Annotated in this window: 13 protein-coding genes; 8 read left to right on the top strand and 5 right to left on the bottom strand. The window is 69.1% G+C overall.

Annotated elements, in window-relative coordinates:
• The first annotated feature begins 54 nt into the window (after positions 1–54).
• Both OG205_RS46425 and OG205_RS46420 read left to right on the top strand, forming a co-directional pair.
• Positions 55–705, top strand: coding sequence for an HD family phosphohydrolase (locus tag OG205_RS46425; protein ID WP_442916872.1), 651 nt, complete (start codon positions 55–57; stop codon positions 703–705).
• Positions 669–1031 carry a hypothetical protein gene (locus OG205_RS46420; RefSeq protein WP_330274086.1) on the top strand — a complete coding sequence of 121 codons (363 nt, stop codon included), beginning with the start codon at positions 669–671 and terminating at the stop codon, positions 1029–1031. The genes OG205_RS46425 and OG205_RS46420 overlap by 37 nt, the downstream gene beginning before the upstream one ends.
• On the opposite strand, the gene OG205_RS46415 is transcribed toward OG205_RS46420, so the two are convergent.
• From OG205_RS46415 to OG205_RS46405, 3 genes are read right to left on the bottom strand one after another with little or no spacing between them, the layout of a single operon-like run.
• The gene (locus tag OG205_RS46415) at positions 1015–1263 is read right to left on the bottom strand and encodes a three-helix bundle dimerization domain-containing protein (protein ID WP_330274085.1); all 249 of its coding nucleotides are present in this window, start codon (positions 1261–1263) and stop codon (positions 1015–1017) included. The two genes, OG205_RS46420 and OG205_RS46415, sit on opposite strands and share 17 nt — an antisense overlap.
• Before the next feature lie 32 nt (positions 1264–1295).
• Positions 1296–3281 carry a hypothetical protein gene (locus OG205_RS46410; protein WP_330274084.1) on the bottom strand — a complete coding sequence of 662 codons (1986 nt, stop codon included), beginning with the start codon at positions 3279–3281 and terminating at the stop codon, positions 1296–1298.
• Between the two features lie 22 nt (positions 3282–3303).
• On the bottom strand, positions 3304–4224 hold the full coding sequence (locus tag OG205_RS46405; RefSeq protein WP_330274083.1) for a heme o synthase: 921 nt from the start codon (positions 4222–4224) through the stop codon (positions 3304–3306).
• 253 nt (positions 4225–4477) lie between these two features.
• On the opposite strand from OG205_RS46405, the gene tkt reads away from it, so the two are divergent.
• The 6 genes from tkt to pgl are packed head-to-tail and all read left to right on the top strand — an operon-like array spanning position 4478 to position 12627.
• Entirely contained in the window at positions 4478–6562 is a 2085-nt protein-coding gene (tkt, locus tag OG205_RS46400; protein ID WP_330274082.1) for a transketolase, read from the top strand.
• 4 nt (positions 6563–6566) lie between these two features.
• A complete protein-coding gene (gene tal, locus OG205_RS46395; RefSeq protein WP_330274081.1) occupies positions 6567–7679 on the top strand; it encodes a transaldolase in 1113 nt (370 codons plus the stop codon).
• Between the two features lie 25 nt (positions 7680–7704).
• Positions 7705–9291: a glucose-6-phosphate isomerase gene (locus OG205_RS46390; RefSeq protein WP_330274080.1), complete on the top strand. Its 1587-nt coding sequence runs from the start codon at positions 7705–7707 to the stop codon at positions 9289–9291.
• Between the two features lie 50 nt (positions 9292–9341).
• Positions 9342–10829, top strand: coding sequence for a glucose-6-phosphate dehydrogenase (gene zwf / locus OG205_RS46385; protein ID WP_330278381.1), 1488 nt, complete (start codon positions 9342–9344; stop codon positions 10827–10829).
• Entirely contained in the window at positions 10826–11851 is a 1026-nt protein-coding gene (opcA, locus tag OG205_RS46380; protein WP_330274079.1) for a glucose-6-phosphate dehydrogenase assembly protein OpcA, read from the top strand. The genes zwf and opcA overlap by 4 nt, the downstream gene beginning before the upstream one ends.
• Positions 11848–12627 carry a 6-phosphogluconolactonase gene (pgl, locus tag OG205_RS46375; RefSeq protein ID WP_330274078.1) on the top strand — a complete coding sequence of 260 codons (780 nt, stop codon included), beginning with the start codon at positions 11848–11850 and terminating at the stop codon, positions 12625–12627. Before opcA ends, pgl begins: the two co-directional genes overlap by 4 nt.
• A gap of 4 nt (positions 12628–12631) precedes the next feature.
• On the opposite strand, the gene OG205_RS46370 is transcribed toward pgl, so the two are convergent.
• Together OG205_RS46370 and OG205_RS46365 are read right to left on the bottom strand one after the other, a co-directional pair.
• On the bottom strand, positions 12632–13531 hold the full coding sequence (locus tag OG205_RS46370; protein WP_330274077.1) for a M48 family metalloprotease: 900 nt from the start codon (positions 13529–13531) through the stop codon (positions 12632–12634).
• Positions 13532–13720: 189 nt separating this feature from the next.
• Positions 13721–15091: a hypothetical protein gene (locus tag OG205_RS46365; protein WP_330274076.1), complete on the bottom strand. Its 1371-nt coding sequence runs from the start codon at positions 15089–15091 to the stop codon at positions 13721–13723.
• Positions 15092–15110: the final 19 nt, after the last annotated feature.

Here is a 15110-nt window from a genome sequence, read left to right as displayed (position 1 = left end):
GCTGAGGCCGCCGCGACACGCTTACCATCAGCCCACCTGTCAGGAGGGCTGATGATGCGTACGCGCACATTGATTCCGAGGTCTGTCATCGCGGACGTGGAGCAGCGCGTGAGGCGGCTGTGCGAGGACCTGGCCGCGAAGCTGCAGTTCCACGGCTGGCACCACGTGAGCTTCGTCCGGGACAAGTCCGTGCACTTCGCCGGACGCAACGGCGCCGCGGCGGATATCGTCGAGGTCGCCGCGCTGGTGCACGACCTGAACTACATGGTCCGCCGCAACTCTCTCCCCACGGACGGTGAGGCGTTGCGCCGCAAGGTGCTGTTCGTCGCCGGCGTCTCCCTGGGCGACATCGAGTGGATCGAGCGGATCGTCGTCGAGGCCGAGATGCGCACCCGTTCCCGGGACATCTCGCTGGAGGCGCAGGCGTTGTCCGACGCGGACACGCTGTTCAAGGCGCTGCCGGTCACGCCGGTAGTCCTGGCGCACAAGTACCTCCAGGAGAACGGCATCACGTTGCGCGAGCTCGCGTACAAGATCGTGGGCGAGCAGGTGGGCAAAGCAGACGAGGGCTACTACTTTTACGACTCGGAGGCCGCCGCGACCTACACGAAGTGGGCCGAGACGAACCTCCTGTTGTGGAAGTGCATCGTTGAGTCCCTCGACGACCCGTGCGTCGAGGACCTGCTGACCAAGGTGGCGTCCTGAGCACGTTCTTCGTCGTAAACGGCACGGAGTCGGTCGCGGCCGGCGGCTACGACCCGCGCGAAGCCGTTGTCGTGTGGCATGAGGTGTTCAACGAGGTGTGGGCGCCTCTGCCCGATGACGACGTTGTCGCACTCCCTGATGCGCTCGTGGCGCAGCTCGTCAAAGCCGATCCGGCACGAATGCACGACGTCGCACTGTCGTGGGCGCCTCTCGTCGACATGGACTTCCACGCCGCGTTCGCGCACCTCAGTGAGTTGTCACGTCTTGCGCGCACGGCCGTGAGCCGCGCCGAGACCGTCTACCTGCGAGTCAGCGAGCAGGCGTGACGGCCGCGGTCTGCTGTTGAGGCATCGTGACTCCGATGGCGGTGAACGCGAGTTCACGGGCCGCGCGTCGTGCGGTGAGCACGGCGAGATGAGCGTGCACGGTTGCAGTGCGGCTTAGTTCGGCGTGCGTCGCTGCGGCCACCTCGAAGATCACCTCGTCCGGCACCCGGTCACCGAAGGCCTCGATCAGTTCCGCGACGGCCTGACGGATCTGGGCTTGGGAGTTCAGCATGCCCAGGTAAACGACCAGCCGACGCCGCCGGTTCAGCGAAGCCGGAGATCCGCACTTCCGTGCAACGCGTACGCGAGCCCGATCACGTTGCCACGACTGAGCATCTCCCAGCGGACCTGCCGCAACGCCTCCCCGGCGCTCAGGCCGGATGCCAGCCGCGACAGCACCATTCCCGTCACCCAGCCGGCCATGTCCTGGGGCACGGCGACCTCGGGACTGATGACACCCGACGCGCCGTGCTCGACGAACGAGGGCACCAGGCTCCCCATCGGTGACGTCCCCACGACCAACGGCTTGCGCACGGGCCAGTGCGGACGCGGCCACACACCCTCGCGGTCCCACCGTGCGATCTCCTCGGCGTCGAGGAACCCCTCGCGGAAATGCAGATGCACGACGTCCATCGACTCACCGGCCAGCACGAGCCCCAGTTCAGCGGGGCTGACGTAGGCCGATGACACGGACTCCGGCGAGATCTGCGACATCAGCTCCGTGACGTGCCGTTCGGTCAGGCCCCGATCCATCCCCGCGTCGACCGCCATCGACACCTCGAACTGCCACGGGCGCGGCGAGACACGCGCCACCAGCGGCCCGACCGGGTGCTCGAGCACGCTCGACAGTCCCCAGAAACCGAAGGGGCACAACACGTTCCCGCTGTGATTGGCCACCGGGCAGTGCGCGGGCACCTCTCCCCCGGCACCGAACGGACCGAACTGCCCGACCGACGCGCACAACCGGTGCGGCCCGTCCGTGAACGGCAGGTCGTAGATCATCGGCCACGGCACCGAGCCGGCATCGGGGGACGCCACCATCAGTCCGGCCGGACGACCTGTCACCCGTGCGGCCCTCCGGACGGCGTCGGCGAGCCCGAGATCACCGAACAGCCGCGAGTGCACCGCCGATCCCTGCCGGGCGAGGAACGCGAGATCCGCGCAGTAGGCCGGGAAGTCCTTGCCGTACCAGGGATCCAGCCCGGACAACGCCGGCAGCGGCAGCGAACAGCCGACCAGGCTGACCCACGACGGCACCCCGCCGGCCGACACCAGCGCCCGGTCACCGAGCACCAGGATCGAGGCCGCCCGCGACGAGGAGGGCGCGAGATCGGCGAACGTGCGGGTGAGCTTCAGCCGCGGCACCGTCCGGGACTCGCCCGCCCCGACCGGCAGCACGACCTGCTGGACGTGCACCGGCACGACCCCGTGGTAGATGACGAGCTCACCGGTCCACGGCACGGAGGCGTACGGCGTGGTGACCTCGAAGCTCACCCACGAACTGGGCCCGTCCGCGGGCAGCACGAACGACTCTGACTGGACCGGACGGCCCGGCATGCTCAGCACCGCCCGCAGTCCCAGGTCCCCCGGCAGAACGGTGCCGTGTGCGCCGACGCGTGCCCACACCTCGTAGTCCGCACCGGGCCGCAACGCTCCCGCGATGCCCTCGGTCGCTCCGGGCAGCGCGACCATCACGGTGACCGCGCGGTCCGCGACCACCGGCGGCGCGGGCAGGGAGGTGTAGGTCAGCGCACCTCGCCGCTCCAGCTCCCGGAACTGCCAGAGGACGTCCTCGAGCCGGCCCTCGCCGAAACCGCGCGGCACCGCGAGCACGACGTGCGGCGCGCTCCACCCGATCAACACGGACGAAGCGTCCACACCGGACACCCACGTGTGCACGGCGGTGAAGAGCACGACCGGCCGGCCGAGTGCGCGCAACGACGCGACCACCGGAGCGGAGTCCCAGGAACGCGTGTCGTGCAGCGCCACCACGTCGCCGGGCACGTCCGCGAGCGACGGCAGTGACGAGGCAGACGAGAAGTGCCGGAGGTCGAGCACCGCGAACCGCAGCACCCGCACCTCGGTCGTGACCACGGCGGACGCGGTCGATCCGACGGCCAGCCCCTGGCTGACCTGCGCCCACCCGCCCGGATCGGTGATCACGACCAGGGAGGACGCGGGTGTCAGCGCCGCGACGAAGTCCAGTGGTGAACCTTCACCACCGGTGACGGTGAACTCAACGGGCGCCACAGCCGTACGACTGGAAGTGCAGCTAGAACGGCCAGCCAAGCACCGGCAACCCGACCACGGCGTCCACGGCGAGACCGCAGAACACCAGCATCAGGTAGAGGTTCGACATGTGGAAGAACTTCATGGTGTTCGTGGATCCGCCACGGCGCACGACGTTGTGCAGCTTGTGGGCGAAGACGGCGAACCACACGCCGGACAGCGCCGCGATCGCCACGTAGATCCAGGAGGTGACGGGAGCGAGGGCGAGCGTGCAGACGACGGTGATCCAGCTGTAGATCACGATCTGCCGCGTCACCTGCTGAGCTGTCGCCACCACGGGCAGCATGGGCACGCCTGCTCGGGCGTAGTCCTCCTTGAACTTCATCGCGAGGGCCCAGGTGTGCGGCGGAGTCCAGAAGAAGATGACGCCGAACATGACCAGCGCCGGCCACTCGACGGTGCCCGTCACCGCCGTCCAGCCGATGATCACCGGCATGCAGCCCGCCATGCCGCCCCAGATGATGTTCTGGGAGGTGCGGCGCTTGAGGACCAGCGTGTAGACGAAGATGTAGAAGAGAATGGTCGCCACCGCGAACGCGGCCGACATCAGGTTGACGAAGATCCACAGGAACGCGAACGAGACGATTCCGAGCACGACGCCGAAGATCAGGGCGTTGCGCGGTGGAATGGCGTTGTGCGCGAGCGGGCGAGCCGCCGTGCGCTTCATGACCGAGTCGATGTCGGCGTCGATGAAGCAGTTGAGGGCATTTGCCGACCCCGCGGCGAGGGTGCCACCGGTGAGGGTGCAGGCGATCAGCCACAGGGGCGGCAGGCCGTGCTGGGCGAGGAGCATCGCGGGGATCGTGGTGATCAGCAGGAGCTCGATGACCCGCGGTTTGGTGAGCGCCACGTAAGCGCCAACAACCTGGCGAGGCGACCTGGGGGCCTCGAGGACGGCACTCATCGCGGGAACGCTCCTCGTGTTGAGACAGGTGTGAAATCCAGCGACTGATGGTAACCGCGTAAAGAATTCACAGCCCGTTCGGGTGCTGGTGTGCCCCGGCACACACGTGCCTGGGACCTTTCAGAGCAACATCTGAATCTCTCAGGACTAGGCTGGCCGGAGGACGTGGGAGAGAAGCGGGTCAGGCCGTTCGGGATCGATTCACGGACGCGCTAGAGACCCGCCCTAGCGACAAGTTTGGAGCTGTAAGTCCGTGACCGTCACCGACGACATCGCCCGGCTCACCAAGGCCGATCTGCCTGACGACTGGACCGACCTCGACAAGCGCGCCGTGGACACCGCGCGCGTGCTCGCGGCGGACGCCGTGCAGAACGTCGGCAACGGCCACCCCGGCACGGCGATGAGTCTCGCACCGCTCGCGTACACGTTGTTCCAGCGCATCATGCGGCACGACCCCGCGGACGCGGACTGGATCGGCCGCGACCGGTTCGTGCTCTCCGCCGGGCACTCCAGCCTGACGCTGTACGTCCAGCTGTTCCTGTCGGGGTACGGCCTGGAGGTCGACGACCTCAAGACGCTGCGCAAGTGGGGCTCGAAGACGCCGGGTCACCCGGAGCACGGCCACACCAGGGGCGTCGAGATCACCACCGGCCCGCTGGGCTCTGGCCTCGCCGCCGCCGTGGGCATGGCCATGGCCGCCCGCCGCGAGCGCGGCCTGTTCGACCCGTCGGCCGCGCCGGGCCAGAGCCCGTTCGACCACCACGTCTACGTGATCGCCTCCGACGGTGACATCGAGGAGGGCGTCACCTCCGAGGCCTCGTCGCTCGCGGGCACGCAGCAGCTGGGCAACCTGGTCGTCTTCTACGACGACAACAAGATCTCCATCGAGGACGACACGACGATCGCGCTGTCCGAGGACACCGCGAAGCGCTACGAGGCCTACGGCTGGCACGTCCAGGTCGTGGAGTCCGGCGAGAACGTCAAGGGCATCCTCGAGGCCGTCGAGAAGGCCAAGGCCGTCACCGACAAGCCGTCGTTCATCCTGCTGCGCACGATCATCGGCTACCCGGCGCCGAACAAGCAGAACACCGGCGCCGCGCACGGTGCCGCTCTGGGCGTCGACGAGGTCAAGGCCACCAAGCAGATCCTCGGGTTCGACCCCGAGCAGACCTTCGAGGTCGCCGACGAGGTGCTGGCGCACGCCCGCGAGGTCGTGAAGCGCGGCGAGCACGCCAAGGCCGAGTGGCAGAAGTCGTTCGACGCGTGGGCTTCGGCCAACGCCGAGGCCAAGAAGCTGCTCGAGCGCCTGGTCGCCCGCGAGCTGCCCGAGGGCTGGGACGCCGACCTGCCGGTCTACCCGGTGGACGCGAAGGGCGTGCCGACCCGCAAGGCCTCCGGTGAGGTCATCAACGCGCTGGCCAAGCACCTGCCCGAGCTGTGGGGCGGTTCGGCCGACCTGGCCGAGTCGAACCTGACGACCATCAAGGGCGCCAAGTCGTTCGGCCCGGAGTCGATCTCCACGGGCATGTGGAGCGCCGACCCGTACGGCCGCGTGCTGCACTTCGGTGTCCGCGAGAACGCGATGGGCATGATCCTCAACGGCATCGCGCTGCACGGCCCGACCCGCCCGTTCGGTGGCACGTTCCTCGTGTTCTCCGACTACATGCGTCCCGCCGTGCGTCTCGCCGCGATCATGCAGGCCGCCGTCACGTACGTGTGGACGCACGACTCCATCGGCTTGGGCGAGGACGGCCCGACGCACCAGCCGATCGAGCACCTCGCCGCCCTGCGCGCGATCCCGGACTTCACCGTGGTCCGCCCCGGTGACGCGAACGAGACCGCGTACGCGTGGAAGGCCGTCATCGAGCAGCTCGGCCCGGTCGGGTTCGCGCTGAGCCGGCAGAACCTGCCGACGCTGGAAGGCACCTCCGCGGAGGGCGTCAAGCGCGGTGGTTACGTGCTCTTCGGTGACGAGAACCCCGAGATCGTGATCATCGGCACAGGCTCTGAGCTGCAGGTCGCCGCCGAGGCCGGGAAGGCCCTGCAGGCCGACGGCGTTGCAGTGCGTGTGGTGTCGATGCCGTCGATCGAGTGGTTCGAGAAGCAGGACGCCGAGTACCGCGAGTCGGTCATCCCGTCGTCGGTCAAGGCGCGCGTCGCGGTGGAGGCCGGTATCGCGCAGCCGTGGTACCGCTACGTCGGCGACAACGGCGAGATCGTCTCGATCGAGCACTTCGGTGCCTCGGCCGACTACCAGGTCCTGTTCAAGGAGTTCGGCTTCACGACCGAGAACGTCGTGGCCGCCGCCCGCCGTTCCCTTGACCGAGTGAGGGGTTAATTCAGTGAGCAAGCCGAATCTGGCCGCCCTGTCCGGCGCCGGAGTGTCCATCTGGCTCGACGACCTGTCCCGCGAGCGGCTCACCAGCGGCAACCTGGACGAGCTGATCCGCGACTGGAACGTCGTCGGTGTCACGACGAACCCGACGATCTTCGCGGGCGCCCTGTCGAAGGGCGAGTCCTACGACGAGCAGATGCGTGAGCTGTCGTCGCGCGGCGCCGACGTCGAGGCGACCATCCGCGAGGTCACGACGACCGACGTGCGCAACGCGTGCGACAAGTTCCGCGACATCTACAACTCGACCGGCGGTGTGGACGGCCGCGTCTCCATCGAGGTCGACCCGCGCCTCGCGTTCGACACGGACAAGACCGTGGCCGAGGCGCAGGACCTGTGGAAGACCGTGGACCGGCCGAACCTGCTGGTGAAGATCCCGGCCACCGAGGCGGGCATCCCGGCCATCACCAAGGTGATCGCCGAGGGCATCTCCGTCAACGTCACGCTGATCTTCTCGGTCGAGCGGTACGAGGCCGTCATGGACGCCTACGTCGCCGGCCTGGAGCAGGCCAAGGCCAACGGCCACGACCTGCGTTCGATCCACTCGGTCGCGTCGTTCTTCGTGTCCCGGGTGGACACCGAGATCGACAAGCGGCTCGACAAGATCGGCACGGACGAGGCGACCGCGCTCAAGGGCAAGGCCGCTCTCGCCAACGCGTGGATCGCCTACGGAGCGTTCGAGAAGACGTTCCAGGGCGAGCGCTGGGAGGCTCTCAAGGCGGACGGCGCGCACGCGCAGCGTCCACTGTGGGCGTCGACCGGCGTGAAGGACCCGAGCTACTCCCCCACCCTCTACGTCGACCAGCTCGTCGTCGCCGACGTCGTCAACACGATGCCGGAGAAGACGCTGCACGCCGTCGCCGACGGGGGCAAGATCACCGGTGACACGGTCACCGGACGCGCTGCCGAGGGCCAGGAAGTGTTCGACCGGCTCGCCGCCGTGGGAATCGACCTCCAGGACGTGTTCGTCGCACTGGAGACCGAAGGTGTCGAGAAGTTCGAGAAGTCCTGGGAAGAGTTGCTCGAGACGGTGAAGAACCAACTGGCTCAACTGAAGGGCTGATCACGAAGTGACCTCCGTCGAAATCGTGAGGTCACCGAACGCCGACCAGGTCAGCATCATCGCTGCTGACCTGGTCGCGGATTCGGTGCCGAGCAAGCTGACCGCGCAGGACCCGACCCTGTGGGGGCCGGAAGCCGAGTCCGAGGCGAGCATCCGCCTCTCCTGGACGACGTTGCACGAGACGTCCCGTGCGCTGCTCCCCGATCTCGTGGCGCTTCGCGCCGCACTGCACGCCGAGGGCGTCGACCGCGTCGTTCTCGCCGGCATGGGTGGCTCGTCGCTGGCCCCCGAGGTGATCACGCGCACGGCCGGCGTGCCGCTGGTCGTGCTGGACACCACCGATCCCGCCCAGGTCGCCGACGCTCTTGCCGGTGATCTCGAGCGCACGGTGATCGTGGTGTCGTCCAAGTCCGGTGGAACCGTCGAGACCGACAGCCACCGGCGCATCTTCGAGAAGGCTTTCACGGACGCGGGCATCGACGCCGCGTCCCGCATCGTGGTGGTCACCGACCCCGGTTCGCCCCTGCAGAAGGCGTCCGAGGAAGCGGGCTACCGCAAGGTGTTCCTGGCCGACCCGAACGTCGGTGGCCGTTACTCGGCGCTGACGGCGTTCGGCCTGGTGCCGTCCTACCTGGCCGGTGCCGACGTCGAAACGCTCCTCGACGACGCGGCCGAGGTCGCGAAGGTCGTGTCGCAGGACTCCGTGGAGAACCCGGCGGTCGTGCTGGCCGGTGTCTTCGGCGCCGCGCACGCGCACGGTGCCGAGAAGATCATCTTCGCGGACACCGGGTCCGGCATCAAGGGCTTCGGCGACTGGGCCGAGCAGCTGATCGCCGAGTCGACCGGCAAGAACGGCACCGGTCTGCTGCCGGTCGTCGTCGAGGGTCCCGGCGCTCCCGGGTTCGTGGACGCACGTTCGGACGCCACCACCGTCGCGATCGGACCGGCCACCGGGTCGGCGAACATCGCGGTCGAGGGTCCGCTGGGCGCGCAGCTCCTGCTGTGGGAGTACGCCACCGCGCTCGTCGGCCGGGTGCTCGGCATCAACCCGTTCGACCAGCCCGACGTCGAGGCCGCGAAGAAGGCCTCCCGCGCGCTGCTCGACGCTCCGGCCGTCGCCGCGACCGTCCCGTCCTTTGTGGACGGCCCGGTCGAGGGACACGGCACGGACTGGGCCCCGCGGAAGGTCAGCACGGTCGCGGAAGCGCTTGCGGCGATCGTTGAAGTGGCGCCCGACCACGGCTACATCTCGGTTCAGGCGTACTTGGACAGGATCGACGACGCGTCGTTCGAGCTGCTCCGTGCGGAGATCGCGAAGAGGACGCACCTGCAGACCACGTTCGGCTGGGGTCCGCGCTTCCTGCACTCGACCGGCCAGTACCACAAGGGCGGTCACCAGAACGGCGTGTTCATCCAGATCACCGGCGAGTCCGGTGACGACCTGGAGGTGCCCGGCCGTCCCTACACGCTGGCGCAGCTGCAGCTCGCGCAGGCGCTCGGCGACGGTCAGGTGCTGGCCGAACACGGTCGCCCGGTGCTGCGTCTTCACCTCGAGGACCGCATCGCCGGCTTGGCCCAGCTCGTCGAGGCAGTCCAGGAGGACGGCTCGTGACCCCATCCGCCAAGTGGCACAACCCGCTGCGGGACGCGCGCGACAAGCGCATGCCCCGCATCGCGGGCCCGAGCGCGCTGGTCATCTTCGGTGTCACCGGTGACCTGTCGCGCAAGAAGCTGATGCCCGCGATCTACGACCTCGCGAACCGGGGTCTGTTGCCGCCGGGCTTCGGTCTGGTGGGCTTCGCCCGCCGCGACTGGGCCGACCAGGACTTCATGAAGGTCGTCCACGACGCGGTGAAGGAGCACGCGCGCACGCCGTTCAACGAGGCCGTGTGGCAGCAGCTCGCCGAGGGCATCCGGTTCGTGCAGGGCACGTTCGACGACGACCAGTCGTTCGACAACCTGGCCTCGTGCCTGGCCGCCCTGGACGCCGAGCGCGGCACGGGCGGCAACCACGCGTTCTACCTGTCGATCCCGCCGGGCGCGTTCCCGACGGTGGTCAACCAGCTCAAGCGCGCGGGTCTCGCCCAGACGGCCCCCGACCAGTGGCGTCGCGTCGTCATCGAGAAGCCGTTCGGCCACGACCTGAAGTCCGCCAAGGAACTCAACCGCACGGTCAACGAGGTCTTCCCCGAGGAGTCGGTGTTCCGCATCGACCACTACCTCGGCAAGGAGACCGTGCAGAACATCCTGGCGCTGCGGTTCGCGAACCAGCTGTACGAACCCATCTGGAACTCGAACTACGTCGACCACGTGCAGATCACCATGGCCGAGGACATCGGTCTCGGTGGCCGCGCCGGGTACTACGACGGCATCGGCGCCACGCGCGACGTCATCCAGAACCACCTGCTGCAGCTGCTCGCGCTGATCGCGATGGAGGAGCCGGTCTCCTTCAAGCCATCCGATCTGCGGGCGGAGAAGGTGAAGATCCTCTCGGCGACGCGGCCCGCGGAGCCGTTCGAGGAGACCACCTCGCGCGGCCAGTACACCGGTGGCTGGCAGGGCGGTCAGAAGGTCCCCGGTCTGCTCGAGGAGGGCGGTTTCTCGCCCGAGTCGAAGACCGAGACGTTCGGCGCGATCACCTGCGAGGTCAACACCCGTCGCTGGGCCGGGGTGCCGTTCTACCTGCGCACCGGCAAGCGCCTGGGCCGTCGCGTCACCGAGGTGGCCGTCGTGTTCAAGCGGGCGCCGCACCTGCCGTTCGACGACACGGCGACCGAGGAGCTCGGCCAGAACGCCCTGGTGGTCCGGGTTCAGCCGGACGAGGGCGTGACGATCCGGTTCGGGTCGAAGGTGCCGGGCAACACGATGGAAGTCCGCGACGTCACGATGGACTTCGGTTACGGCCACTCGTTCACCGAGTCGTCGCCGGAGGCCTACGAGCGGCTGCTGCTGGACGTGCTGCTCGGTGAGCCGTCGCTGTTCCCGAAGAACGACGAGGTCGAGCTGTCCTGGGAGATCCTCGACCCGATCCTCGACTTCTGGGCGCGCAAGGACGAACCCGCTCTCGAGAAGTACAAGGCCGGTACGTGGGGGCCGCCGTCGGCGGACGCGATGACGGCTCGGACCGGAAGGCACTGGAGGCGTCCGTGATCATCGACCTGCCCTCGACCACCACCTCCCAGATCAACTCGCGACTGGTCCGGCTGCGCGACGAAGGCGGTGCGACGACCCTCGGTCGCGTGCTGACCCTCGTGATCGTGACCGAGGACGGCCAGCGCACCGACGCCGCGATCGACGCGGCCAACGACGCTTCGCGCGAGCACCCTTGTCGCGTGATCGTCGTGGCCCGCGGTGCTCGTCAGGCGGCACCTCGCCTGGACGCGCAGATCCGCGTCGGTGGCGACGCCGGAGCCTCGGAAGTCGTCGTTCTTCGTCTGTACGGGGAACTGGCCAAGGAAGGCGCCTCGTGCGTCATGCCGCTGCTGCTGCCGGACACCCCGGTCGTGGCGTGGTGGCCGTTCGACGCGCCGGTGTCGCCGTCGAAGGACCCGATCGGCCAGCTCGCGCAGCGTCGCATCACCGACGCCGCGGCCGAGAAGAACCCGATCAAGGCCCTGGAGTCGCGGCGCGCGCACTACGCGCCGGGCGACACGGACCTGGCGTGGACGCGTCTGACGTTGTGGCGGGCCATGCTCGCCTCGTCGCTGGACCTGCCGCCGTACGAGAAGGTCGTGGACGCCGAGGTGACCGGCGAGGCCGACTCACCGTCCACCGATCTGCTCGCCGCGTGGCTGACGGACCGGCTGAAGGTCTCGGCCAAGCGCTTCAAGGCGACGTCGGGTGAAGGCATCGTGGAGGTGCGGCTCGGTCGTCCCTCCGGCGCCGTCGACCTGCTGCGCCCGGACGGCAAGACCGGCACGCTGACCCAGCCCGGCCAGCCGTCGCGGCGGGTCGCGCTGCAGCGTCGTTCGGTGCGTGACTGCCTCGCCGAGGAACTGCGCCGGCTCGACCCGGACGAGGTCTACGCGGCGGCGTTGAAGTCTCTGTCGAAGATCTCGCGGGGCCGCACGCCGTCCGCGAAGCCGGAGGCGCCTGAGGAGGCTCCTGCTGCTGCGGAGTCCGCCAACGGTTCCGCCGCACCCAAGAAGTCGAAGGCGAAGGCTGGTTCGTGAGCAATTCGCAAGTGGTGGTCCACCGCGACGGCGACCTTCTGGCCGCCGCCGCGGCGGCCCGCCTGGTGACCCGCATGGTCGACGCCCAGGCCGCTCGCGGCTACGCGTCCGTCGTGCTGACCGGCGGCCGCACCGGCACCGCCGTCCTGGAGCACCTGAACCGGGGTGCCGCCCGTGACGCCGTGGACTGGTCGCGCGTCGACCTGTTCTGGGGCGACGAGCGCTTCCTGCCGTCCGGTCACCCGGACCGCAACGAGACGCAGGCCCGTGCCGCGCTGCTGGACCACGTTCCGCTGGACCCGTCGCGGGTGCACGTGATGGAGCCTTCGGACGGCAAGTTCGGCGACGACCCCGAGGCGGCCGCCGAGGCCTACGCCGCTGTGCTGGCTTCCCTTGCGCGGCCGGAGGACCACGGCGACGTGCCCACGTTCGACGTCTGCCTTCTGGGCGTCGGCGAGGAGGGCCACGTGGCTTCCGTGTTCCCCGATTCTCCTGCCGTGCACGAGAAGGAGCGGACGGTCGTGGCCGTGCGCAACTGCCCGAAGCCACCGCCGACGCGCGTGTCGCTGACGCTGGTGTCCACGCGGTGCGCGCAGGAGATCTGGCTGATGACCACCGGCGAGGCCAAGGCCGCCGCCGTGGCCATGGCACTGGACGGCGCCGGCGAGGTGCAGATCCCCGCCGCCGGTGCCACCGGCCGCCGCAGGACGTTGTGGCTGCTGGACACCGCGGCCGCCTCGGCGGTACCGGCGTTGTTCAAACCGCCACTGGCATGACGGTTCAAGCCCCCAGGCTCCAGCTTGGGGGCCTTCGCTTTTCTCCGCGCAATTTGCTGATGCGCAGCGCACACGACGGGTGCGAGGCCAGCATCCGCGCCTTGAACCCGGCCCGGGCCCGTTGCTCGTCGTGCCCCTCCTTCACCCAGCGCTGCAACACTTCCAGCAGCACCAGCCGGTACCCGAGCTCGGCCGCGACCCTGTCCGCGTGCAACTCGGCCTTCCTGCTCGCCAGCGCCAGCAACGGCGCGATCACCGGCACCAGCAACACCCACGGGCTGACCAGCACAGCCGCGATGCCGAGTGCCGCGATCAGCACGAAGCTGATGACCTTGGCCCCGGTCGTGCCGATCTTGTCGCCCGCCACGTAGACGGCCACCCCGATGATGATGACCAGCCACACCGTCACACGCGCCGGCAACTCGAACCACCAGCGCAGCAACGAGATCTTCGTGTGCCCGGCCAGGTGATGCCCGATCTCGTGCGCCAGCACCGCTTCGAGCTGCTTGCGCGGCAACTGCAACGCCGCCGTCGACACCCCCACGACGTGCCCGCCCACGGCCATCGCGTTGATCTCCCTGGAGTTCTGGATCCGCAGCCGGTACCTCCCCGGATCCACCCCGGCCGCACCACACGCCTCCTCCAGCAACGGCTCCAGCGCGGCCCGCTCCGTGCCTGTCGGCCCACGCATCCCGTGCACCAGTGCCGCCAGCAACTTGCCCGTGGCCGGCAGGAACACGATCACGCCGGAAACCAGCCACACCACCGGAAACAACCACGGTCTCTCCGGCGTCACGGCCCTGCCGACGAGCGTGATGACCAGCAGGCTGCTCAGCACCGTCGGCACCCCGAGCAGCAACTCGATCACGGCGGACATGTCGAAGCGTCGTCGGGGAGCGCGCACGTCATCACCTCGGGTTCGAGCGTTGCAGCGCGATCCCGTTTGTGTCCAGCCGAGTCGCCCGTCTCGCCCAGCGCGGTGTGGTGGAACGGTCACGCCGGGTGCACGCGCGAGAGTTCTACGCGGCCAACAGGTACCTGGTCCGCAGGGGGGCGAGGTGGCCGGGCTCTCGGCGACGAAGAGTCTTGTCGCTCATACCTCGCTCCTGTTCACCAGGTCCTCCATCACGTGCACCGGCAGTGCCGGGTTCGCCGCCGCCGCTCCCGCCGTGAACTCACTCCCCAGCAACTCCACGATCGCCGGCACCGGCAGGTGCGGATGAGCGGCGGCCAGGTGCCGGGCCTGCGCATCCTCCAAACACAGCAACAAAGTCTCACCCCAGGCGGCAGGGTGCCGCGCGACGGCCCGGTAGGTCTTCTCCACCGAACCGGCCCGCGAAGCCATGTGGTGCAACAACTCCGGCGGACACAACGGGTTCCGTGCCACCCGCGGGTACAGCCGAGGCCCATGCCGTTCGACCAGCTCCCACAGCTGCGCCACCGTCACCAGCGGATGGACGGCGACCGCGGCGGCGACTCCGGCATCGGGATCAGGCACCAGACCGGCGAACAGGTCCGCGGGCAGGTCGGGACGCGCCGCCACCAGCATCCGCACCTGCGCCACCCGAGACGAGGCCAGCTCCCGAAGCTCCGCGACGGAGGCAGAAGCGATGCGGGGCAAGGGATCGGGGCCGATGCGCGCCGTCGGCGCCAGTTCCACCAGAAGGTCCAGCGGGATCGCCGGGTTGCGCAAGAGCGCGAGGCGCAGGGCACGGGTCGCGGTGAGCTGGCGCAGGACCGCCACGGGAACGGCGGGGTTCGCGGCCAGCCGCGACAGGATGCCGGGTTCGAGTTCCGAGGCGAGCTGCTCGTAGACGCCGGACGGCAGGTCGGTGCGTTCGGCCAGGAAGTAGCGGGATGCGTGGTGGCGCAGCAGGTCCGCAGCGACGGAAGCAGGGGTGGCGGGGTTGGCGGCCAGTTCGCGGACGAAGGCGTCCGAGGAGCTCAGCGAGGTCAGCACCGACGGAGGCGTGTGCGGGCTGGAAGCCAGCGCGCGGCGCACGTCGAGGCTCGGATGGCTGCTCAGCGACACGGCCGAAGCGAGAGGTAATGGTTGGAAGAGAACCAACTCGGCGACCACAGAGGGATCGGGGTCGCGGGCCAGCAGGTCGACCACGTCGGCGGGCAGCGGGCAGGCCCACTCCGGGAGCCGCGCGCGGAGGGCGGGGTCCGGGTGGAACGCCAGTGCGCGGGCCAGTGCGGGATCGGCGTCAGGGCTTCCGGTCACCACCAAGGCGACCGATTCGTTGGTAATGGGTATGTCGACCGGGTGAACCAACCCCTTGTCCAGCAGCGTGTACACGGTTGTGGAGTCGCCATATGCAAGTAGCGCGCGTACGTGCGCAGGAGAGAGATCAGCGCGTTGCGCCAGGTCAGGGGCCAACTCGGGGTGGGTGACCAGGCGGTCGAGCAACGTGGCCGGCAGCGCGGGGTTCGACGCCAGGCCCTCCAGTACAGCGTTCACCAATCTCCCTGGTAACACG

Origin of the sequence: Lentzea sp. NBC_00516, from assembly GCF_036346835.1 — a bacterium.
GTDB classification, from domain to species: domain Bacteria; phylum Actinomycetota; class Actinomycetes; order Mycobacteriales; family Pseudonocardiaceae; genus Lentzea; species Lentzea sokolovensis.
This window is presented reverse-complemented; position numbering and strand designations above follow the sequence as displayed.